This window comes from Candidatus Electrothrix sp., assembly GCF_052785085.1.
In genome coordinates this window covers 1-24,334 of the sequence record NZ_JALAAI010000020.1, presented here as the reverse complement: position 1 = coordinate 24,334, position 24,334 = coordinate 1, and the positions used below count along the sequence as shown (strand labels likewise).

The window sequence follows — 24,334 nt, the reverse complement described above, 5'->3', positions numbered from 1 at the left end:
TCCTGTGTAGTTAATGATAAAACAACATCTTTTTTAAGGAGATACGGCCATTATGCCATGTTCCTCTTTTTTTGCAAAGAAATACTCGTTTCCCGGAAAATTCTCTGGCTATTCTCTCTCAACATCAAGCTACGTCAGCCGGGATGGCTTGCGCATTCGGTTTTGAATCGGATTTCGGTTCCGGCAGAGGAAGATGACATTCGTCCAGGAGTTCGGCTACCTTTTGGTGCAGGAGTTCGGCCAGCATCTGTTTATCCTTTGCCTTGAAATCCCTGGTCGATATCGGTTGGCCGATGCGGAGCACCACATTCCCACCCCGTGACAGCAGTTTGCCCTTGGGTAAAACCTGATGAGTACCGTTAAATCCCACCGGGACAACATCGACCCCGGCCTTGAGAGCCAGCATAATAGCACCGGTTTTAAAGGGTTGCAGGTGACCATCAGTACTGCGGGTTCCTTCGGGAAAAAGGATAACCGAGGCTCCGCCAGCAATGCGTTTTGCAGCATGGTTGAGGCTTTTCACAGCCTCTCTGCCCCGTGAGCGATCAATGGAGATATAATCCACTGCCCGCATACCAGAACCGAAGATCGGAATGGCGAAAAGCTCCTTTTTGGCAATCCAGCGGTAATCATGGGAGATATAGCCGGAAAAGGACATAATATCAGCCATACTGGCATGGTTTCCAATAAAAATATAGGGTTTGGCAGGATCAAGATGCTCCTGGCCTTCTACCCGAACCTTAATGTTGGCGATTCGACAAAGCAGTTTCCCCCAGGTTCTGGGAAAAATCTGTGCCTTTGCTTTTGACTTACGAAACCAATGAACATCTGCAAAGGCACTCAGGCAGACTGCCAGAGTCAGCGGTGGAATGGTCAGGTAGGCAATAAGAGATCGAAAAAATTGAACAGGAGACATAGTGGGTTACATAATTGGGTTAGGCTGTAACGGATTCGTTAGCCGCTTTCAAGGCCTCTTTGAGTTTTCCTTCGGCTTCGGCAAGCTTCTGGACACCTTCTGCCCGCTTCTGCTTGTTTTGGGCATCCATTTGAATACCCTGATCAATAGTTTGCACCAGTTTGTCTGTCATTTTTTGCAGGGTTTCCACCTTCACATACCCTTCTCCCTGGGCTTTTTTTACTTCTGCCTGGGTTTGTCCCAGCATATCAGCCGTGGACATCATCAGATTATTGGTCATATCTCTGGTTTCGTTCACCATAGCCATTGCCTTTTTTTGATCAAATAAAGAGATGGCGATAACCAGTTGTTTTTTCCATTCCGGGATCATCATCAGAATGGAGTCCTGAATCATCTCAACAATGGCCTTGGAACCTTCCTGAGCAACCCGGATGGTGGGGCCGGAGGTGATTGCTGAGGCACGGGCGAGTTTCAGGTTATACAAGCGACGATCAAGGGCTTGAATGCTGTCACCAAAATCTTTCAGGTTTTGTAATTCCTTGGCATCCACTGTTTCCTGAGATGCAAGGGTCTGGCGCTGTTGCTCGAACTGCTGCTCCATTTCTACCAGCTTGAGTTCGCCAGCCGCAATAGTTATCTCCAGGGCATCAAAATATTCCTCATTGCGTTCATACAGAGTGTCCAGACGGTTGACATGCTGAATCTGATTCGCTTTTTCCGCCTCCAGTTTTTTCGCAATGGCATCAATCTGCACCTTAAGGGTCTCGTAACGCCTAATAAAGGCTCGGGCGTCATCAAATTTGGACGACATCCAGCCACCGATGACCGGAATTCCGCCGAGAAAGGCACTGAATTTTCCTCCTGCGCTCTTGGGCAGACCGCGCACATCAAGATCTAAAATTTTCCCTTTAAGATCTGCCATGAGATGTCCGGCAGGCCCGGCATCGCCAGCCCTGATATTAGTCAGCACAGAGTCAGTGAAATCCACCAGACCTTTCTGGTCGCTCACTCCGAATGCCAGCACGGACTGGGTCCTGCTGAAATCAAGGGTTGGTGCCATATCTCTGGCTGCCTGCATTTTTTTGGATGATTTCTGTTCAAGCTTTGTATACAGCAAGTCATTTTTCTGACCTGATAAGGACAGAGCCGGTAAATTGTCCATTTTCTCCTCTCTTGTTAAGGATGTATGATCCGCATCGTTTGCCGATGATATAAAATAGAGTTCTCAAGCGTTACTTTAACAGTCGCACGAAGCCAGCTTGTTCCAAGTGATGATCGGTGGTAAATCCTTGGCTGATACAGCGTTCCTGCATAACAACAAGACTGGAGCAGTCAACCAGGCTCCACATTTTATCATCATATTTTTTGAGAAATTGCCAGGCCTGTTCATGCTGATAACTTGTTACATATTGAGATTCGCAGTGATTTTTCTCATCACCTTTGCGCTGGGTGCAGGCATGACCGCATCTATGCTCCGGGGAAGGCCGACCACCTCCAGGACTGATGGATCGTTTTCAACCCCCATAAGCCCGCTGCGGAATCCGTGTCGTTCCCAGGCAAGTTCCTGGGCCTCTGGAGATTTGAGAACCTGGATCATCTTTTTGCCGTTTTCCGTCAGGGCAACAAAGGGATGGGTGGCCCAAATAGTAGGTACAGGATAGAGAATCCGTACTTTTTTTCTGAGGAGATCCAACGCCTCTTCATGCTCCAGAGAATATTCCACCAGTTGATTTTCGTAACCAACAATAAGGGGATAAGCCCCAACTCCCTGCTGGAGGAACATATTAAAAAGTACAGCAGAGGAACGCTCCATATGGCCCAGACGGGCATAGAATTTTTTCACATCAGGCAGTACGCTGTCAATGGTTCCGGTCGTAACCACTTCACCGTTGTTCAGGGTATTGGCTACAAGGGCGGCAAACATATTGCCGGAGTTGCTCTTGGTGGGATCTGTGGTTCGAATGATCATTTTGCCGTAGAGTTGGTTAAGGCCTATATCTTTCCAGCTTTTATACTCAACAATCAGCGCAAGGAGCTTGGGCAGATCAACAATATAGTTTACTCCTTCTTTATGCTCAACAATACCGTTTTTGACCAGAGCATTGGTGATAATATCCCAGGAATAAATAACAATGGGTGAGTTGAAGATATTTTCCGTGGCCAGAGCACGACCACCAGAGCCGGTAAAAAAATCCACATTGACTTGGCTGGCCGGCCAGAGGAAATCCAGGCCTGTGGTCTCCCCCATCATTTCCACGCTGCCTGCCTTGCGCACATTAACCTGCAGGCCGTGATCAAGGAGCAGATCTTTTATCTTTTCCGATTGAAGAAAGTCTATCTTTTCGGAACCGGCCTTGCCGACAAGCATGATCTCAGCCTTTTTGTTTCCAAGAGAGGGAACAAGGGTGCCTGCGTCTTCAATGTGTTCTTTGTCGAGCAGAAAGACCCCTGCTACCCCCGCCACAATTAATAGAATGATAAGTCCTAAAAATTTTTGCATTGCTTCTTCTCCTTCAATCAAAGTCAAGCAGATTATCCAAGGTTTTAGCGTTGGTGCTCAGGTCAATAGCATCATTTTCCAACAGGCGATGGTGGAGCTGCTCAAATTTGGTAACAGCCTTGGTAACAGTCTTTTCTGTTTCCTTCAATGCTCGCATTGTCTGTGGGGACTGATTTTTTTGATTTTCCAGATCAAGATAACCGGTGAGCACCTCGTGGAGTCGTTGCAGACGATCCGGTAAGGTTTGTGCAACCTGTACGTCTTCAGGATCTTTCTCAAAATTCAGTACCAGCTCGTCGCCGAGTTCGCAGAGACGAAGCACTGTTTTTTTAAAAGACATCTGCCTGATCGCTTCCGCATCTTTTCTGAGCAGAGAAAGAACCTGCCTGCATCGGGAAAGATACTGTGTAAACTCTTCCGGTGAAATGTTATCAGGCAGCTCGGCCAGGACTTTTTTATACTCAGGCGGATAGATCAGCCGTATGCCAACATAGCTGCACACAGCAAGACTGAAGGAAAGCCACCAAGGCATGATAGATATCTTCAGTTCTAGCACCAGAAAGGTGAATGCCGCACCGAATCCGGATACAATTTCTTTAATTAACGTATAATAATTGTTCACTATATTCTCCTCGTCAGGAGAGCCTGATATGTTATGTTATACCCCTTGGCCTTCCTGAATGCTTTGAGAATATCGGCATAACCTTCAAACATTTGTTCTGACATCACCTCAGCTGGATACCGCATGTTTTTTTCCTTCAGTCAAAATCAAGCAGATCATCTAAGGTCTTGGCGTTGGTGCTCAGATCCATAGCGTTATTTTCCAGGAGGCGATGGTGAAGTTGCTCAAACTTGGCAACAGCCTTTATCACAGCTTTTTCCGTATTGTCAATGGCACGCATGGTTTGGGGGGATTGGTTTCTTTGGGTGGACAGATCAAGATATCCGATAAGCATCTCATGAAGACGATATAAACGATCAGGGAGAGTCTGAGCGACCTGCGCATTCCGAGGAACTTTTTCAAAGTTGACCAGCAATTCATCACCGAGTTGACAGAGGTGAAGTACGGTACTTCGGAAAGGCAGTTTGTTGATGGATTCCGCATCCTTTTTCAGCAGCGTAAGATTTTCTGAGCAGGTCTTCAGGAAGGCAATGAAGGTATCTTTGGAAAGATCTTCCGGCAGTTCCACTTCGACTTTTTTATACAGAGGCGGAAAGAGATGTCGAATACCGAAGTAGGTACCAAGCGACAGGGCAAACGCCAGTATCCATAAAACACTTTTTTCGGAGCCGTCAAGTATATCTTTAATAAAAATAAATATACTCAACGGGAGAAAGACGAATATGGCTCCGAAACCAGCTATAATTTCTCTAACCATTGGGTACAGGCAACCCAGTGCCTTTGATTTTTTCGGTGGCGATAGTTTTACAGTGTTCAATTATACCCCTTAGCTTCTCTGAACGCTTTTATCACATCAGCACGACCATCAAACATGCGGCCTGACATGGCCTCCGCCAATTTCTGCATCTGCTCTTTTTGGGCCTTGCCGAAAAGAATGGTAAATACTGGAATATCTTTTCCTATATCGTTATTCTTCAGCATGGCGTTAAACTGCTGCAGGCTGCCTTCACTTACCCCGTCGCTCATCACAATGACTGAGGCGTGATATTTGCCTGAATCCGCATAGCTCTTCATAACCTTCATGGCACGGGCCGCTGCAAGATACATGTTGGTGCCGCCGCCGGGTTGGAGGGATTCCAATTTATGGAGCAGCTTTCTCAGTTCAGCAGGGTCATTACCCTGTGTCTGAAAGGTATCAATGACCTGATTGTTAAAAGGAATAACAATGGTGAAATCGTTGGGCGATGCCTGGAGCAGGAATTGTTGGGCAATTTTCTGATCCAGCAAGGTGCGCATGGCCTTTTTCAGCTGTTCAATCCCGTTGCCCCGCATACTTCCTGAGTAGTCAAGGACATAGGCTGTAAGGGATGGCTTGCGGAAAGAAGTCTGGTACAGGTTCAGGGCTTCCTCTACCACTGGAACAGCAGGTACTCTGATGGGATTGAGGATGCGCTGGATATCAATACCCCATTCAGGATTGAACACCCCGCTTTTTGCTGCATCTGCCTGCATGCCCACCAGGCCGGTTCGTCGTCCCTGCGACTGGATTTTGTCCTGAACCGCAGGGCTGAGCAAATATTCCTGAAGTTTGAGAAAGGCCTTCTCTTTTGCCGTATCGCCCCGGTTGATAAAGCCCAGCGGGCTGTCAGCAATGGAAAGACCATCCACAGGATAGATTGCATAGAGGGGTTCTTGTCCTGGGGCCAGTTTTTTATTCAGCTCAATGACCATTGATTCGTAATTGACCATGCCGTCATAATACAAGTATTCTTTGAGCAGCATTTCCATGAGCCAGCCTGAGCTGCCTGAAGAGCGGTTGACTGTGTTGAGAAAGCGTTTTATCTTGTTTGTAACCTCTGGATCGCTGAGGTGTTCTGCTGTTAATACTTCTGGAGATCCGGCAAAGGCAGAGAGAAAGGCCAAAAAGGCGGATGCACCAGAATTAGACTGGGTTGCCGAGGTCATGGCAAAGCGGACATCGCCCCGTTCCGTGGCTTCAAGGATGTCCATAACAGTGACGTCTTTTTTATCCCAGCCGAGTTTTTCAGCAATGGATTTTTTAACCGCAAAGACCACCGGACTGCGCATGATGGATTGGGCGTGTTGTAGTATCCCCTGGTTATCTCCCAGGGAGAGCCAGAGACCAGATGCAGGCCAGACCGCATCAAATTTTGAATGCGTCCCCTGAGTAATTTCATGGGCTATGTCTACAGAACCCATATAATGCATGGCGACCTGGATATTATGCTTCCTGCTGAACTGTTGCAGGAGTGGTTCCAGAGTCTTGTTTTCAGACCCTGAGACAATGGACAGGGAAATTGCTGGTGCCTGGGCTTTTTGATTTTTTTTGGGAGCGGGTTGCTGTGATTGTGGTTTGTTTTGATCACAGCCTCCGAGCAAGAGGGGCACGATAAGGCTGATCAGGAAAAGGATTTTATAGAACTGCTTCATTTTCTTTCTCCAAAAGAGGCTGGTGGAATGAAAAAATAACGGAAAAGATATTGCAAGAGATTGATCCTGGCCCCTGACAGCAGGGAGTATGTTCGTAAAAGAAGTATATATTGATACTCCTGGATGTCAAGTACTTCGTCGGGTTATTCATTTGTAAAAACAACAATCAGCACCAATCTTCCCCTTTGTCCGGTAAGGTAAACAGCAAGAGTTAGTTTTTTGTTAAAAAGTCTTGATGTTGGCCTCACGATTCTTTTTTGTGCTTCTTTGCATGATGAATTCGCATTTTCGCCTTGATTTTTACAGGGATGATGTGTTTCTATTGATAATAGAATTAATTGAATATTTTGTTGTCTCGCCTTGGGCCGGGATGGATGTTATATCTTAAATCAGAAGAACTGTAGGCAAAGAATATGCGCTGTAAATGTGATTACATCACTTTTGATCAACTGGAGATATGTCCGAATTGCAAGAAGGATATATCGAAAATTTCTCAAGCGTTGTCAGGTGTTACAGTCAAGGCCGAAGTACCTGATTTTCTGCGAATGGATATTGATGAGTCAGAGGCAGAAGCGGAGGAAATGGCCTCATATGATGAAGAGACCGATACAGAAGATGGCTTTGACCAGGAGGTAGAGCTGGACCAGGGCGAGGAAGAAGTCGATTTTTTCGTTGATGATGAGGAGGAGGTGGAAGACGATGAATCAGGAGGAGAGATTGATTTTGATCTGTCTGGTGACGATGATTCGGAGGACGCAGATGATACTGATGATGCCGGAATAGATTTGGCATTGGATGATGCAGATGATAGCGGTCTTGATCTTTCTCTTGATAGCGATGGAGATGATGAGGTCGGTGGCCTTGACCTCTCCCTGGATGGGGATAGCGAAGAAGGAGATACTGGCTTTTCTCTTGATAGCGATGGAGATGATGAGATCGGTGACCTTGACCTCTCCCTGGATGGGGATAGCGAAGAAGGAGGTTCTGACCTTTCCCTTGATAGCGATGGAGATGATGAGGTCGGTGGTCTTGACCTTTCCCTTGATAGCGATGGAGATGATGATCTCGGAGATCTTGACCTTTCTCTGGATAGCGGTGATGATGACCTTGACGATCTTGACCTCTCACTTGATATGGAGAGTGAGAGTGGGCTTGATATCCCTGACCTGTCTTCTGGCTCAGATGATGGCGGAATAGGAGAGCTAAGCCTTGAAAGTGATGATGACGCAGGTTCCTCAGACGATGGCCTCTCTGGTTTAGACATGGATAATCTTGATCAAGATACCCCTGTTAAGCCGTCAGGTGGCAAAAAAGGGGCGGGTGATAAATCCGGTCCAGAGGCCAAGACAGGAACCGCTCTTGATGATTTTGATATTGATTTGGGAGATCTTGGATAAAAGAGCAAAAAATATATTGACAGGGATATTTGAAATGTGATATAAACGTCTCCACTCAATATTGAGTGCCGAGATAGCTCAGTCGGTAGAGCAACGGACTGAAAATCCGTGTGTCCCTGGTTCAAATCCTGGTCTCGGCACCAGAGAATATTTAAGGGTTTTAGGTGGATGCAGAAAATCTACTTAAAACCCTTTTTTTGTGCCTTACGCTCCAGCCCCCACACTGCCCCCACTTTTTCGGTTATGGGGGCAAGATTTCTGTCTTGAAAAGATACCAGGCGGGGTATTTTTTCACCCACTGAAGAACCATTGACACGCCACCCGCTCCTGTTTATCCTCCCCTGAAAAAATATCTTCTATGCGTTGCCGGAGACCTCTTTCAATTTCTCCCGGCAATAATAACGAGGCTTCCTGTTTTCCGAACACTGCAAGGACTCCATGAGCAACGGCTGTTTATACATCTTTCTTGATGAAGGGGGGAATCTGGATTTTGCTGCATCCGGGACAAAGTATTTCACCTTGACAAGTGTTTGTACCAAACGCCCCTTCACCGTCTGCCATGAATTGGGAAAATACAAGTTCGACCTCATCGAATACGGATTTGATTTTTCATATTTCCACTGCATCAAAGACAACCGGCATGTTCGGCAGCGGGTGTTCGGGATCATCAAGGAGAATATTGCAGATTTGCGGATAGATTCGCTCATAGTGGAGAAAAGCAAAATCGCTCCGGCGTTGCAGGCTTCTGAAGAGTTTTATCCCCGGATGTTGGGGCACCTGATCCGGCATGTTGCGGAACAAGAGCGGGAAGAGCTGGACGGTATGAAAGAGCTGATCGTGATTACTGACAGTATACCGATAAAGAAGAAACGGGCTGCTGTAGAAAAGGCGGTCAAGACCGTGTTGAAAAGAATGGTGCCTTCAGGCTGCCGGTTCCGGGTGCTGCATCATGCCTCAATGTCAAATATGGGGTTACAGCTTGCGGATTATTGCAACTGGGCAATATTCAGGAAATGGGAATCAGGGGGCAGTGTTTTCTATGATGCGTTGCGGGAAGGGATAAAGAGCGAGCTGGAGATATAAAAACGGGCAGCCTCCTGGAAAGCTGCCCGATTCGACCCCCCCGACTATCCTTTCAGAAGAAACCCTTGGTTTCTTGTCATCAGGGAGGAACCTTTCACTAACCATATATTAAGCTGTTCATGCAGGGTTGTAAAGAGAGTTTTTCAACTGCGCTTCAAACTTGAAAACCGAGTGGATATAGAGCGCATTCCCCTATAGGAAGTTAATGAAAGGTGTTCATGGTTTTTATTATCTTGAGTATCAATAGGTTATCCTCTGTTATGCCCTTCATTCCCTCCTTCAGTCCTTCACTTTTAAATTTGAATACTATCCGGTTGATATTGGTTCAATCGCAACCTGTTTAAACATAAAATATATCAGCTGAGACCAACTGGTAAAAAGAGAATGCTGGCGCATCCAAAAGTTGACAATTTTTGGTTGTTGCTGACATTTTTTGTCCATTTTGATCCCTTGTTTTTCCCTTCATTTTTTTCTCTCCTGTAATCTTTTTTGTTTGCTGTATGGTCTCGTTGTGTGCTGTGGCTGAGGCGTTTTTTGCTGGCTGAAATGGAATATATGTGCTTTATTGTTTTTTTATGAAAAATTACAGAGGATAGCGGCATGCTACTTGCAAATGCTGGCGATAGGTGAAAAGAGGGAGAGTTCTCAGTTCTTCTTGGCGGGCAATAATTATGCAACATACAATGGATAGGCGTCAAAGTACCCGGGTAGATATCTTGCTGGATATACGTCTGGATTTCGGAGTGCGCAGGTACAGGCATTTTGCCAATAATCTCAGCCTGAGTGGGCTTTATGTAAAAGGGTTTTACGAGCAGAAGGCTGGTGATGTCTGTGTCATTGATTTGAAGCAGGCAAAATCCAGAGAAGCCGGAGCGATACGAGCGGTTTGTTCGGCTGTCAGGGTCAACGAGACAGGTATGGCCTTGAAATTTATCTCCATGAAGATTGATAGTTTTCTCCTGCTTCAGACCGTGGTGGCCTCGTTTGCCGATGATCCTGAGTTGCTGGGAGGAGAATCACTGAAAGATATCTCTTTTACGCAGGAGGACGGTCTTATCATGTATGAGAATACACTCCCGCTAATAAATTATTCTTTTCCGCTGGCCTGAAAGAGTAAAATCCAGGTCTGCGTGTTCCCCCTCCCCCCTTCTTTTTCGCAGTCATTGTAATCATCCTTGATGATTCATCAATCGTTCGATAATGCCTGCGAGTCCTCTCTGTATTCTTTGTCTTCGTTTCCAGGTATACCAAATCGGGTACGCAGGGCTAGGATAAACATCCTGTCTGCCTTACTCGAAATCATATCCAGGGGCGAGTAGCCTCTTTTCCATGCCAGTGAGAAAATTATTCCCAGAGCCAGGATGGTGATGAGTATATTTTGCCAGGAATTAAGTGCCCACTGGCCTTGCCATACCCATTGCCAACTCTCTGAAAAGGGCTGGAGATAGGGAATGGGCCATTGGTGTCCGTCTGGACCTCGTGAACCTATCAGATCCCCAAGTAAGTGCAGGTGAAAACTGATTCCGGCAAGTAACGCAGTAATGAGTTTACGTGTTCGGGCAAGTAGATAGGCTGTCATAATCACCAGAAAAGCAAAGCCAATATTATGACCCAGCACATGATGGTAGGTGGACCAGAGTTCCAGCTGTTCTTTACTTTTTCCTGCAAAGAAGTCTCCGATAATAACAAGGCCGTCCGCGTCTGGTATAATTCCTGCAATAGTTATCATTATCAGTTCACGGCGATTAACCTGGGCGGTATTGGCAGTCAGCCATCCGATGAAAAGATGTGTTACTGGGCTCATAGGTTTATTCCTTACTTGATCGGGTGTTAGTTTGTGCAACTGCGTTGTTCAGGAATGTAATAGGGAACAGAAAGGGTTCCGGGTAAAATATATACAACCAAATGTGAGAAAAGTATATTAATTATACAGAGAATATTTATTCCACCCATTGATGTTGCGAAAAGGTGCCAGGGTATCTTCAGCAAAGGTCTGTACTGACCTTGGGGGGAAGGTTAGTACGTACCTTAGGGTGAAGGTACCCACTGACCTTGGGGGAAAGATCCCCGCTTACCTTCGGGTGAAGATCCCCGCTTACCTTCGGGTGAAGGTACTCACTGACCTTGGGGGAGAGATCCCTACTGACCTTCAGGGCAAGGTACCAGGGGATCTTGAGTAGAGAAAAGTATGTTGAAAGGGGGGATTTTAAAATTCCCTAAACAGGCAAAAAAATTGCTTTCTAATATTGCTTGTATATATATAATAAGCATGCAGGGCTTTTGCTCATTCTTACCATTTGCAAAAAACAAACTGTTTTTATTGTTTGCCAGCAGGATAATAACTGTGGTACGTAAGGAGCTTTTTGACGTTCGGCATACGGGCGTTTTGGAGGATATAGTCATGACAGCACAGGATATTAACCGCTTGGACGGACAAAGATGGGCAAGGGTTTCTTGGCTATTTGATTTTATGGATATGATGATGAAAAAAATTTGCTGGATTACTGGAGCGTTGATTTTGAGCTTGCTGCCGGTTGCGGCGCAGGCGGACAACCCTGATGGTGAGTTGCGTATTGAGATTATCTCTGCCTATAACCTGGTGGTTGACTCAAACGTGACCACCCCTGCCACCTATGCCCCGGAAGCGGCCACCCTTGGTGCCAAGGTCTGTAATGACGGAACCGAGGCCATGCATGAGGTGCAGGTCTATATCGGTGATTATATTGAGGGCGGCACAAGCACACCGGGCAGCTATCCGGTTTTTGACAGCGCTGGTGATTCCCGTACCTGGCTTGCAGATACCGGGGAATATTCCCTCACACATGAATCCGGTTCTTTTGCCAATAATGAGGATGCCAGCCGGGCCTGGGTGGGTACGCTGGAACCCGGTGAATGTCGGGTGGAGTATTGGGTGGTTTCCTATCCGCGATGTGTGAATGTCGGGGGTACTCCCCAGGAACCACCCTGCGACACAGCTATCACCGGCGGCAGCACAACGGCGGATGATCTTTCTCTATCTTACGACATCTGGGCAACCGGTTCTTACGGTGCTGCAGAGACTCCTCTCGAAGCCGAAGATAGCCGGAATTTAACCCTGCGCAGCGAGATCTCTGCATCTGCCAATAAAATCTGGCCCAACGGCGACAACAAGGTACCGGATGAGTATAAAGCTGCTATCCAGGAATCTCTTGGTTGGGATACCTGGACACCGACTGGGTCCAATCCTTTTCCAGGTCAGGTTTTTGAGACCCAAGGGATATGGTACGATCTGGGCAACGTGAACCAGGGCTTTGACAACAACAACGACGGAGTGCCGGATCAGAATGCCTGGCTGCAGCCGGTGGGTATCCCGGATGTGTATGATCCCGGCTGTTTTCGCCTTGTTGGAACCTACGGAATTCTGATTGTTAAATTAAGCGGCGGGGGCGAGAAGCTTATTCCCTTCAAAGATCAGATGTATTTTGAAAATATACCGGACAACACCGGTGTGGTTGGCTTGGTCTTTTACGAATATGCTGCGCTCAACGGAAAATGTACAGGTACGCTGACTCCGTATCAGGAAGTTGCGTCCGGTTATCTGAATGAGAAGTTCAGTGGGGATTATGGGACGGCTTTTCAGATTACGACGCAGGAACCGTTGGCTTCCATCGCAAAAGGCGTTTCACCGGAAACCGCAGGTCTGGGTTCGACGCTTACCTATACTATGACGGTAACTAATCCTCCTTCCTCTTCGTATCCTGCTACTGCCGAGTATCCCGGCGGTCTCACAGTAACGGTGGGAGATCCGGATTCAGGGAATCCCTTGGTTGTGCGGGATACTATTCCGGAAGGGACTCAATATGTCTATGACAGTGCTCAAGTAGTGTCTGGTAGCGGAATTACCGATGTTACTATTCTGTATACTTTGAATGATGGAACTACCACTTCGACCAAACCTGCGAATCAGACCGAGGCCAATAACGTAGTTGCTTTAGAATGGCGAGCAAATACAGGGCTTGTAAATGATAGCACCATGACGGTTGGGTTTCAGGCAACTGTACCGGGCACCTACACCGAGCCCTTTGTTTCCAATACCGGCTGTGCAGCCATCGGCTCCGGGCCTTGTTTTGACGAGGATGATGCGGTGACGAAAATCACCGGGAGCACCTCGATTACCGGGACGGTTTTTGAGGATGACGGCACGGGCAGCAACAACGGTAACGGCACCTACGACACTGCGGATGCCGGAGAAGTAGGCATAGCCGGAGTGCCGGTGGGTATTTATTACGATGCCGACGGTAGCGGAACCTACTCTGAAGGCGATTTTCTGTGGGAGGAAGTGACCACCTTGGCGGACGGCAGTTACACTTCCAGCAGCACCCTGCCGCCGGGTGATTGGTTTGCTGTGGTCGGTGATTTACCGGTCACTCATGACGGCTGGGCCAGTACGACTGGGACAGTGCATGGTGTCACCACAACAATAGGGGAAGCAACTGCGCTGGATACCGGTTTTGCACCGGCTTTGACTCTGGATAAGCAGTTTGTCGGGGCTTCTCCTATTAAGGAGGGGGATGTTGTTACTTATACGATTGATTTGAATAATGAGTTGTATGCCGAAGGTGTTGCTGTAAGTGGCGGTTGCGAATATTTAGTTTGGTCTTCAGCCGAATCAGTGACTAATAGTGCCAGCACCGCTAACAAACAGTTTTTGAATATTCCAAATGCGTTTGGTACGCAAGGGCCTGATGGTGCTTATGCTAGTGGCGACTATACAGGCGGTAATAATCAATTCATTACGGGATCAAGTTTTAATATTGATCCCAAGTCGGGAAATATCATCAAAGTAGAGGCATTGGCGCAAATCTACATTGCTTCTGCTCTTACAGATGATTCTGCAATGTTTGAACTGTACGGTGCAGGCGCACAAACGAGTATCATTACTACTGCCGATTTAAATACCGCAGTTGGTGCAGGCAACGCAACACTCTTTTCGTGGGACGTCACCAGTTTAAAAACTTGGGATTGGACCGTGTTTGCCAGTGCTTCAGAATTCGGAATAGGACTTGATAAAACAGGACAAGCTGATACTAACACGATTTACCTTGATGCGCTTGGCTACCGTATCACCACAGATGCGGTTTGTGAGAATAGTCCCTCAACCATCATCGACCCGCTCCCCCTCTATGACACCTTTGACGCCAACAAAATTGAATTCGCTTCCGCATCACCTGTACCGGACCGGCTTGTTCCCTATGATGACGGCGATCCGACAACCGATATGTATCGAATTGAATGGGACAATCTCGGCCCGCTCAATCCTAGCGAAACTACTCAGGTAACGGTTAATTTCACCGCGATGGAACCGGCAGGTTCACCGGAGACGGTAACCAATACAGCCGAAGTGAAAAACGCTTATTTTACCAGCGGTACTCCGGCCAATGATGCCGACGATGCCGAGACAGTCAATCTGAATGCGACTGCTTCTATCGGCGACTTCATCTGGTCCGATACAAACGGTGACGGCATACAGGATGCCGGAGAGCCGGGTATTCCGGGCGTGACCGTGTATCTCTGCACAACGACTGATCCATGTGTTTCCGGTGCCCCTGACGCAGTACAAACCACGACTGACAGTGACGGACATTATCAGTTTGACTATCTTGACGGTACGTACTACATGGCTGTGGATACAACTACCCTGCCTGACGGATTTAACGCAACGCCGACCGGCGATCCGGACGGAACCGCCGATGGACAGACAAGTGTCACTGTATCAGGCAATACGGACAATATGGACCAGGACTGGGGCTTCAATTCCACAGCAGGCACAATTACCGGCAGCGTGTGGCAGGATTTCGACGGCGATACAAACCGGGATGATAATGATACGCCTTTTGCAGGCTGGATAGTAACATTATATAATTCTGACGGAACTGTTGCAGGTACTACAACGACGAATGCGGACGGCACATATATTTTCGGTGATTTATCGAACGGAGACTATTACACAACTGTTACACCGCCAGCAGGCTATACCCAGACCTATGATTATGACAGTATCCTGAATAATAACAGCGGTACGCTCACTGTCAACGGCAACACCTTTATTTCCGATGTTGATTTCGCCTATCAGACCGGAGACAATTCCATCGGCGATACCCTGTATGTTGATCTGAACGGTGACGGGATAGAGCAGACCGGAGAACCGGGAATCAGTGATGTTACGGTTTCCCTGTATTTGGACAGCGGCTCTGTTCCCGGCGTACTTGATCCGGGTGATGTGCTGCTGGGAAGTGAGGTGACAGACAGCAACGGCCAGTACGATTTCACCAATCTACCTGATGGAGATTATCTTATTGTCCCGGATGAAGACGATGTCGATCTTCCCATGGTTCAGCAAACCGGAGATCCGGATGAAAGCGGTGTCTGCACAGTCTGCGACGGTATCACCTCAGTGACCGTGACCGGCGGCCAGGATATTGATACTGCCGACTTCGGCTATGAACCCGACGGCGGCAAGATCGGCGACAGCATCTATTGGGATGTCAACGGCGACGGTACACAGGGTGCTGGAGAACCTGGAATAGAAGGTGTTGAAGTCTATCTTTGCACTAAGCCGGTGGGTTCACTCCCGTGTGATCCTACGGATAGTGAATATGTTGGTACCGCTACCACAGATGCGGATGGCAAGTACCTCTTCTATGGCCTGCCGGATGATGATTATGTTGTTACGGTGGGGAGCGGCCCCGGCACGGAGATAAACGATGCCGACCAGACAGCCGACCCGGACAACAACGGTTTGGTCTGCACTGATCCTTTGGCGTATACATGCGACAGCAGCCAGGATGTTACCATCAACGGCAACAGCTACATGGGCGCGGATTTCGGCTATGAACCGCCCCTGTTCATCGGTGATCAGCTGTTCATAGACATGGACGGCGACGGCAGTCCGATGGAAAACAATGATCTGCCGCTGGCCTATGTGACGGTTACGCTCACGGATTGCGGGCCTGACAAGGACTGCGCTACCACAGGAGACAATGAAACCTATACAACCCAAACCGATGAGAACGGCAACTATGCCTTTGTTGACGGATTGGTTGACGGGAACAAGTATATAATCGAAGTGGACACGAACGACGAGGATCTCCCGGCAGAGTACGGAGCATTAACTCCGTCCTATAATGGACATGACAGTGACGGAACGACAGACAGCAGTATTGAGCTGACCCTTGGTTCAGTCCCTATTGATGATGCCGATATGGGGTTCAAATTCCCGGTGATTAACAACACCCTTAGCGGCACAGTCTGCCTGGAAGGCTCCTCGGTAGATGGTTATTGCGGCTCTGGGCTTAACTTGACTGATGGAGTAGCAGGCGATGAGTCTGCCTACGAAGGTACAACGGTCTATGTATCTAAATGGATTGACGATGGCGACGGTATCGTAGAGTCAGGAGAGCTGTTCCCGATAACTCAGACCGTTACTGATGAAAACGGAGACTATTCTTTTACCGGTTTGCCTTCAGTAAGCGGAAGTAATGAGAGTTATTTGGTATCTCTTGACGCCCCGGCAGATCTACTTGAGTTGACAACAAAACTGGCTGACACCCCGCCTGATACTCCGGCGGATGCCCTGAAAGAATATATCGACCTTGATGGGCACACCACTTCGGTATGGCAGAGCATTAGTGTTGCTGACGGTAATATCGTTGCAGGGCTTGACTTCGCCTTTCAACAGACAGCCGCCTTCGATTTCGGAGACTTGCCCCTGCCCTTTGAAACCAAACTGGCTATTGACGGTGCCCGTCATCTTGTACCGGACCCGGTGAATCCAGATCTGTATCTCGGTGCAGGTGTGACAATAGAAATAGACGGCAAGCCTTCCGTCGGTGCCATCGCTGATGAGGATGACGGGATTGTTCCAGTTAATCCTGACACTTGCAATGCTGTTGATCCGCGTACTTCTTGGAATGAAACGGATGGCGGTGCTGTTGAAGTCACAGCCGTAGGTGATGGTTGGTTGCTTGGCTGGATAGACTTTAACGGAGATGGATCTCTCAACGGCGATAATGAGTTGATTATCAACGAGGCCCTATCTGGTGGAGATACTCCGAAATGCATAAAATTTTCTATCCCTGCGGATGCCTTTGATGGGGATGGTAATTTTAAGGCACCTGGCTATGCCCGCTTCCGTCTCTTCCCGGTTAACGCACCGGCCTTATCGCTTCCAAGGTTTGCCTTTAAAGGTGATGCTAAGAACGGCGAAGTGGAGGATTATCTCTTTAACTTGGGGGCACTTAGTGCTATTGGCGATGAGATATTATTGCTTAAGCCGGACGGCACAACAGAAGGAATAGAAGGCGTTGTTGTGGAGCTGCAAAACGAATTCTGCAATGCTGGGGTGGACTGTCCGACTGCGGTAACCGATGCAAATGGTCACTACCTGTTTACCGGCGTTGGTTTGGGCGACTATACAGTTGTCGTTAAGGAGGGAATTAGTGGACTGACTCAGGTCTATGATCCTGATTCAACAGTAGACGGGCAACATCCAGTGTCTGTCACTACAGCTGGAACTGAGTACCTTGATGCTGATTTCTGGTATGCTGCATCTGCACCGACCACCGGCACCATCGGCGACCGCATATGGAACGACGCTGACGGCGACGGTGTGCAGGACTTGGGTGAGTCGGGGATCGGAGGCATTACCGTTGTTCTGAAAGATAGCAATGGTGATCCGGTTAAAAACAGTAATGGCGAAGATATAAAAGCCACTACTAATCCCGACGGCAGTTATTTGCTCACTGATGTTCCAGAGGGAAGCGGTTATACAGTCGAAGTAAGCAATCCGCCAAGCGGTGGAACATCAACGACTGGAGGCCATAGCACTACTGTTGATGTAGGAGCAGGTGAGACGGTTCTAACAGCCGACTTTGGATACCAGTTTCCAGAGGCGAATACTTCTGATATCGGCGACACTATCTATCACGAAGATATTGGAGGTATTGCCGGTGTCACTGTGGTGCTCAAGGATACCAACGGCGATATTATTGCTCAGGATGTAACCGATTCCAACGGCAACTACCTTTTTCCAGGTCTACCTCCAGGTGACTATACTGTGGAGGTGACGGATACCAACGGTCAACTGGACAGCTATGTACTCACTGTGGATCCAGATTCCGGTGACGCATTGTCAGAGTCCTATTCGTTAACCACGGTAGCAGATACCGACTACCTTGATGTAGATTTTGGCTATAATGATCCTGTTCCTACTTACGCAACGGTCAGTTCGTTCAATGCCTATGTGAACACAGCAAACCAAATCGTCCTTGAATGGACAACAGCCAGTGAGATAGGCACCATAGGTTTTCATTTGGAACGATTAAACGAGCAGAGCGGTGAGTATCAGGCGGTAACAAAAAAACTGCTGCCCGGGATGCTGGCTCCGCCGCACGGCGGCACCTACCGCTTTGTGGATAAGCAGGCTAAACCCGGAAAAGGTTATACTTATCGGGTGGTCGAGGTTGCTCTTGATAATCAGGGTGTGATTTCCGGACCGTACGTTGTACAGGCAAGCAAGGCTTTGCCGGTGAATAATCAGATGTTTGCTGATGGCCCGGAGGGCTATACATTGGCGCACCAGGATTTTTCCAGGAAACAGCTGAAGCGTTTTACAGCCCGAAGCAAGTTTGTTCAGGAGCTTGCTGCTGCAAAGAAGAAAAAGACGGGTAATACCCTGAAGATTCCGGTAAAGAAAAACGGATTGGTTTACCTCACCGCTGTCGAGCTGGCTGAGTTGTCTGGAATGACTCGTGTTAAGGTGGAGCAGAGCTTGAGAGCGAAGAAGTGCCTGCTGACTCTGTCAGGGGAATCCATCCCTGTCATTACGTCAAATACCGGCTCGGGTCTTTGGTTTTACGGACAGGGACCAGGCAGAAAGGATGTTAGTCACAATGTCTACTTGCTGGAACTGGGTAAGAAAGGCGTAAAGATGAAAAATACTCCGGGCAGGCCAGAAAAGAGTGTTGAGGTAGCACAGTCATACCTGGCTCAGGTTAGACTAGAGGAAAATCATCAGCCGTTGTATTTTTATAATATCAATAAACCCTTGGATGATTTTTGGGCCTGGGAATATCTGTTTGCCTATGGTAATGAATATGTTCTTGTTCACACTGTGGATACTCCGTATGTAACCGGGGAAGGCATGGCAATGATCACGGTTAATCTGGTAAGTGTAGCCAATAAAAAATCCAGTAGTGCAGCACCGTACAAGGTGGCTGTCCTGTTGAACGGACATGAGATCGGTACAACCGAATGGTCTGAGAAGGGCGCACATTCATTCCAGAGCGAAATCCCGGCGAATTGGCTCTACGAAGATGGCAATGAAGTGCAAATTGTCTCACAACTGAACAGGGGAGTGAATTATTCACTTATCTACTTGGACTCTATTGAGGTGGATTATCAGCGTAGCTATGAAGTAGTCGATAGCAAGCTGAGTTTTTCTGCTGCTGATTACGACAGCGTGACGATCAGGGGATTTAAGAGTAGTAATGTTTTGGCTCTTGATATCACCGAGCCAACCAATCCTTTGCGCTTGCGCACTTTGCCTGGTAAAAATCAAGCTGGTGAATACACAATTACGGTGTCCACCAAACCGGGACATGATTATTATGTTGTTGGAGCCTCAAATGTAAATTTTGTTGGTAGTATAACTGTAGACACCCCATCTCAGCTGCGCAGTGCAGAGAATCAGGCTGATTATTTGGTCATCACTTCCATTAATTTAATGGATTCCGCCCAAAGGCTTGCAGACCATCGTGCGTCTGAGGGAATGAGGACGATGATCGTTGATATTGAGGATGTACAGGATGAGTTTAGCCATAGTTTGCCAGATCCAGAGGCGATTCGGGATTTCCTGAGCTATGTGTATACGCATTGGAGCTTGGTTCCGAAGTATGTAACACTGATCGGTGACGGCTCCTATGATTATAATGATTATATGGGGTACGGAGCTCCGCTGGTCCCTAGTGTAGTGGTCTCAACCCCAGACGGTTTCTACCCCAGTGACAGTGTGTTGGCGGACGTTGTTGATGATGACGGTGTGCCAGAGTACGCCATAGGTCGTATCCCGGTCGTTGATAGTGAGGAGCTTGATAGATATATTGATAAGGTCATGGCTTATGAGCATGCTCTTGAGGGAGGTTCAAAGACGATGACCTTGGTGACCGATCAAAAAGATCCCTTGGCAGGTGATTTTCGGGCCAGTACGGATCAAGTGGCTGCCCTGATGCCGGAATATGTTCAAGTGGATCGTCTTGATGCCGATACACTGGGCTATAATGGAGTCAAAAACGGAATTAATGTTGCACTCCGTGAGGGCAGTGATATCCTGCATTATACAGGCCATAGTTCCTGGATTGGTTACGGCAGCAATAGTTCTTTGATGTCCTCCAATAGCCTTGCCTCCATGAATGACTTGGGTTCCCCCATGTTGATGGTGAGTATGGCTTGCTCTGCTGCCAGCTTCGGTTATCCACCTATGGACAGTGTTGGTGAGAGTGCCTTGCTTCAGGCAGACGGAGCCGCTGTAGGGTTCTTTGGGGCAACGGGGTTGTCTCATAATTACCTCTCAGATATAATGGCCGAAGGATTCTATAAAAGCCTGTTTGATCCCGCAATCACCAGGATTGGAGAGGCCGTTCAGGCTGGGAAACGTCATTATCAATCTCAGGGGATGAAACGCTATCCTCTTGATATCTACAATCTGCTTGGTGATCCGGCTGCACATACTCCGGTCAACCGTCAGTAGCCTGGATCCCAAGAAGCAGCTTGCTGTAAGACAGCTTTTTGGTTCACTTTTATAAGGAACGGCATCCGGCTGGGTCGTTCCTTTGCTTTGAAATTGCAGGGGAAATAAAGGAGAAAAGTTAGTGCAGCTTGACACAGTGTTCAGGAAAAGAGATAATATTGTTACGCGAAAGGTGATGGAGGAAACATTGCTTGTGCCTATTTCAGGTGAATTGGCTTCTATGGATAATTTATACTCAATGAATGAAACAGGGGCCTTTATCTGGGAGGCCCTTGATGGTTCACGTTCACTTGCTGAGATAGGGGAGCAATTGGAAAAGTTATATGATGCCGATTCTGTAGTCATTAAAGCGGATCTTATAGAGATTATTACAGCATTATTTGAGTCGGGGCTGATTGTGGAAACCACCGGGAGTGAAGGTTGATGGTCAGGGAAAAGGATTGCTTTGGGATCGCTGACTCAGATATAGCACGGTATTTTACCAGGGCTACGGCATCGCGAATACCCTTGGCGGCCTCTTTTGAGTTGACCCGTCGTTGCAACTTTCGTTGTGTTCATTGCTATCTTGGTGACCAGAAGTCTATTCGGCGACATCAATATCGCGAGCTTGATAAAGATACAATTTTTCGTCTATTTGACGAGATGGTTGAGTCTGGAACCTTGTTTCTCCTTCTGACCGGAGGGGACCCTATGCTCCGGACTGATTTTGTAGAAATTTATAAGTATGCTGTTCGGGCTGGATTACTGGTCACGGTATTCTGCAATGGTTCTTTGGTGACGGATGAAATCGTTCGAGCCTTTGTTGAATATCCACCAAGAATACTGGAAATTACAGTTTATGGAGCAACACAGGAGACCTTTGAAGCGGTAACCCAGCAACCCGGCTCTTTCTCCGCTTGTATAGCCGGAATAGAGCGGTTGCAAAAGGCAGGGATCAGGGTACGTTTGAAGACAATGGTGTTAACTTTGAATGTGGACGAATTTTCAGCTATTCGGCAGCTGGCAGAAGATATGGGCTTGCAGTTCCGGCATGATTGTTCCCTCCATGCAGCAGTGGCTCATGAGGATAATGGCGGGTGTTCAAATATCTGCGACAGCGAAGGTAGCTTGTCTGATACATTACAATATCGTGTTCTTCCTGAACAAGCAGCAGCTGTGGATTTGAGTATAGATAAGCTGGCACTTGAATTGGTTGAAGCAGCAGAAAAAACATGCCCGTCAGAGGCTACGTATCAATTGTACTACTGCGGTGCAGGAAAGTCGTCATATCATGTTACTCCCTATGGGGGATTGCAACCTTGTTTGATAGTGCGTACACATAGTGTTAATATATGCGATACTGGAGGACTTCAGGGCGGCTGGGACGGTGTGCTCCAGAACTTTACATCATGCAGGGCTTCCTCATCATTTTCCTGTAATAACTGCAGAAGCAAAAACGTGTGTACTGCCTGTCCGGCTGTATTTGCCACAATGTCAGGCAATCCAGAGCAGGTTGATACTTTTTTTTGTCAGTATGCGAAAAAAAGAAGCGAAAAAAAAGAATTAAAGAGAGTGATATGGGCGAGGACAGAAGAGCGGGCGTGATAAAAAAAAAAGAGCAAAGAAATACAGAGCAGAAGCTTCATTATGAAAAGCCAAAATTGACACCGGTGTCTCTGTTTGCTGATCAAGTTCTATCGGGCTGTGCTAAACAATACCCAAACTTTTTTTGTACAAATTACGGTAAGGACTTGACTTCTTGAGTGAGTGAAATGGAGTGATGCATTAGTGTTTGTTGAGAAAAAGGTTGATGGATTTAACAATGGCTTTTCGGTAGAGAAGGAGGGGAATTTACTTTCTCTGTTTGTTATCTATGCAGAGAATGGTTCAGTTCGGACAATCTTGGTGTCTTGTTTTTAGACAATTAATAATACAGGGAAAAGGCTGATTGTTAATATGGTTCATCAGCAATTATTTATTCATCGGATTGGAGGATTGAGTGTTCATGTTGTAAACAGCATCCGAGCCGAGTTACAAGGTGAAGATACTGCCGAGTATTTGCATTTTGTTCGTCCTGTCGGTTCTCAAGGATCGGATGTTCAGGTCTGCATGACAAGTTCATTTAATCAATATAAGCCTGTGGCAGGCGATGTGATATTTGCTGCCCGATATTTAAGAATCCAAAAGGTTGGGAGGGGAATTCAGGTGCTTTACTACCGGATGGATCCCCAGCCATATGTGACTATCTTGGTTGACCAGCAGTTTTCTCGGTTTTCGTTTTGTTTTTATTGTGGAAACGAGGAAAAGAGTTCCGGTAAAATTAAAAAGTATAGTGTTTATCCTTATAGAGCATCAGCAGATGCTCTTTTGTTGCAACACAGCTTCATTAATCATCAAGGAATGTTAATTCATGCTGGTGGTGGTTCTGTTCGGGGCAAGGGGATGGTTTTCGCCGGGATATCAGGTGCAGGTAAATCAACTCTTACTGAATTATTGAGTTCTTTTCCAACGAACCGACTCTTCAGCGAGGAGCGTTTGGTAGTTCGCTTTGTTGGGAACCAGTGGACTGTTTGGGGAACTCCATGGAAAGGGACCGGAAATATTGTACGCAATGAAAGTGCCCCTCTTTCAGCATTATTTTTTTTGAAACAGGCTGAAAAAACACATGTTACTGCATTAACTCCGTCACAAGGACTGCATCGTTTACTTCAGGTCGCCTCTATTCCCTGGTACAGTGCAGAGTGGACCAATAAGGGCATCGCTGTTTGTGAATCGTTGATTCGGGATATTCCTATGTTCGAGTTGGCTTTTCGACCGGATCAAACGGCGATTCAGGAAGTGGAGCACCTTGCTGCTTCGCTGTAGGCGGGTTGCCAAAAAAATGTGAGTTATCTTATGAAGGGCCGTATTCAAAAAATATTGATCCCTCTGTTTCTGCTCTGTTTGTATCCGAACATAATTGTCGCTGCTGAGTTACTCTACGAAGACTTTAATCTCTGCGAGACTCCTGACGGTTGGACCCTGGAAAACCTTGCTGGTTCCTGTTCTTGGCTCTTTAACAGCAATCGCCAGAACGAGACAGGCGGAGAAGGCTGTTACGCTATAGCCGATAGTGATAACTGCGCAGATCAACCAATGGATACAACGTTGAGTATTTCTTCTATTGACTGCTCCACCTCAAGCGGAACAAAGCTTTTCTTTAATTATGATGCATTGCATAGTATTGGTAATACTTCATTTACTGTTCAGCTTTCCGTGAACGGCGGCACAGAGTGGGTGGATATATGGCATAGAACAGAATCCGATCTTGGCCCGAAAACAGCAAGTGTTGATATCAGTGCGGTAGCGGACGGCCAATCCTCTGTACTTCTCCGTTTTCATTACTACACGGATAAATCGGACTTCTGGTGGCAGGTTGATGATGTGAGGGTGTCCGCCGATGAAAAGAATACCTTTAACGGGATCCCCTTTTTACAGGCCCCTGACAGCCTTTTTCTGCTAGCTGGTTAATCTTTTAATTTTACACCAGAAAAAAATGGACATTTGAGATTTTTCTGGTATTAATGTAATAAAAAACGATTTGTCATTGGTAACCAAGGGA

Annotated in this window: 16 protein-coding genes and 1 tRNA gene; 9 read left to right on the top strand and 8 right to left on the bottom strand. The window is 47.2% G+C overall.

Annotation, left to right across the window (positions count from 1 at the left end; translation table 11 throughout):
- Nucleotides 1-124: 124 nt before the first annotated feature.
- The 6 genes from L2082_RS05335 to L2082_RS05310 all read right to left on the bottom strand — a co-directional run bounded on the left by L2082_RS05335 (nt 125) and on the right by L2082_RS05310 (nt 6,489).
- Nucleotides 125-916, bottom strand: coding sequence for a lysophospholipid acyltransferase family protein (locus L2082_RS05335; RefSeq protein WP_446007988.1), 792 nt, complete (start codon nt 914-916; stop codon nt 125-127).
- A 19-nt stretch (nt 917-935) separates the two neighbouring features.
- Nucleotides 936-2,078, bottom strand: coding sequence for a toxic anion resistance protein (locus L2082_RS05330; RefSeq protein WP_446007989.1), 1,143 nt, complete (start codon nt 2,076-2,078; stop codon nt 936-938).
- 240 nt (nt 2,079-2,318) lie between these two features.
- Complete coding sequence (locus L2082_RS05325; protein WP_446007990.1) at nt 2,319-3,416, bottom strand: hypothetical protein; 1,098 nt, start codon at nt 3,414-3,416, stop codon at nt 2,319-2,321.
- A 13-nt stretch (nt 3,417-3,429) separates the two neighbouring features.
- Nucleotides 3,430-4,038, bottom strand: a complete 609-nt coding sequence (locus L2082_RS05320; protein WP_446007991.1) for a 5-bromo-4-chloroindolyl phosphate hydrolysis family protein — start codon at nt 4,036-4,038, stop codon at nt 3,430-3,432.
- Between the two features lie 136 nt (nt 4,039-4,174).
- Nucleotides 4,175-4,855: a 5-bromo-4-chloroindolyl phosphate hydrolysis family protein gene (locus L2082_RS05315; RefSeq protein ID WP_446007992.1), complete on the bottom strand. Its 681-nt coding sequence runs from the start codon at nt 4,853-4,855 to the stop codon at nt 4,175-4,177.
- Nucleotides 4,852-6,489 (bottom strand): substrate-binding domain-containing protein, encoded by a 1,638-nt coding sequence (locus L2082_RS05310; protein WP_446007993.1) that lies wholly within the window; start codon nt 6,487-6,489, stop codon nt 4,852-4,854. The genes L2082_RS05315 and L2082_RS05310 overlap by 4 nt, the downstream gene beginning before the upstream one ends.
- Nucleotides 6,490-6,902: 413 nt before the next feature.
- On the opposite strand from L2082_RS05310, the gene L2082_RS05305 reads away from it, so the two are divergent.
- From L2082_RS05305 to L2082_RS05295, 3 genes are all read left to right on the top strand, one after another.
- Entirely contained in the window at nt 6,903-7,886 is a 984-nt protein-coding gene (locus L2082_RS05305) for a hypothetical protein (RefSeq protein WP_446007994.1), read from the top strand.
- A 67-nt stretch (nt 7,887-7,953) separates the two neighbouring features.
- Nucleotides 7,954-8,029: transfer RNA gene (locus L2082_RS05300), tRNA-Phe, on the top strand.
- A 295-nt stretch (nt 8,030-8,324) separates the two neighbouring features.
- The gene (locus L2082_RS05295; RefSeq protein ID WP_446007995.1) at nt 8,325-8,969 is read left to right on the top strand and encodes a DUF3800 domain-containing protein; all 645 of its coding nucleotides are present in this window, start codon (nt 8,325-8,327) and stop codon (nt 8,967-8,969) included.
- Between the two features lie 356 nt (nt 8,970-9,325).
- Here L2082_RS05295 and L2082_RS05290 read toward each other — a convergent pair whose 3' ends face one another.
- Nucleotides 9,326-9,571, bottom strand: a complete 246-nt coding sequence (locus L2082_RS05290) for a hypothetical protein (protein ID WP_446007996.1) — start codon at nt 9,569-9,571, stop codon at nt 9,326-9,328.
- An 81-nt stretch (nt 9,572-9,652) separates the two neighbouring features.
- Here L2082_RS05290 and L2082_RS05285 point away from each other — a divergent pair, with 81 nt between their 5' ends.
- Nucleotides 9,653-10,078, top strand: coding sequence for a PilZ domain-containing protein (locus L2082_RS05285; RefSeq protein ID WP_446007997.1), 426 nt, complete (start codon nt 9,653-9,655; stop codon nt 10,076-10,078).
- Between the two features lie 77 nt (nt 10,079-10,155).
- Here L2082_RS05285 and L2082_RS05280 read toward each other — a convergent pair whose 3' ends face one another.
- A complete protein-coding gene (locus L2082_RS05280; protein WP_446007998.1) occupies nt 10,156-10,773 on the bottom strand; it encodes a metal-dependent hydrolase in 618 nt (205 codons plus the stop codon).
- 597 nt (nt 10,774-11,370) lie between these two features.
- Here L2082_RS05280 and L2082_RS05275 point away from each other — a divergent pair.
- The 5 genes from L2082_RS05275 (at nt 11,371) to L2082_RS05255 (ending at nt 24,243) form a co-directional block, all read left to right on the top strand.
- Complete coding sequence (locus L2082_RS05275; RefSeq protein ID WP_446011511.1) at nt 11,371-20,754, top strand: SdrD B-like domain-containing protein; 9,384 nt, start codon at nt 11,371-11,373, stop codon at nt 20,752-20,754.
- A 121-nt stretch (nt 20,755-20,875) separates the two neighbouring features.
- Nucleotides 20,876-21,178: a PqqD family protein gene (locus tag L2082_RS05270; protein ID WP_446010941.1), complete on the top strand. Its 303-nt coding sequence runs from the start codon at nt 20,876-20,878 to the stop codon at nt 21,176-21,178.
- Nucleotides 21,178-22,338: a radical SAM/SPASM domain-containing protein gene (locus L2082_RS05265; protein ID WP_446011510.1), complete on the top strand. Its 1,161-nt coding sequence runs from the start codon at nt 21,178-21,180 to the stop codon at nt 22,336-22,338. The genes L2082_RS05270 and L2082_RS05265 overlap by 1 nt, the downstream gene beginning before the upstream one ends.
- A 390-nt stretch (nt 22,339-22,728) precedes the next feature.
- Nucleotides 22,729-23,598, top strand: coding sequence for a hypothetical protein (locus L2082_RS05260; protein ID WP_446011509.1), 870 nt, complete (start codon nt 22,729-22,731; stop codon nt 23,596-23,598).
- 30 nt (nt 23,599-23,628) lie between these two features.
- Nucleotides 23,629-24,243, top strand: a complete 615-nt coding sequence (locus L2082_RS05255; RefSeq protein WP_446010938.1) for a hypothetical protein — start codon at nt 23,629-23,631, stop codon at nt 24,241-24,243.
- Nucleotides 24,244-24,334: the final 91 nt, after the last annotated feature.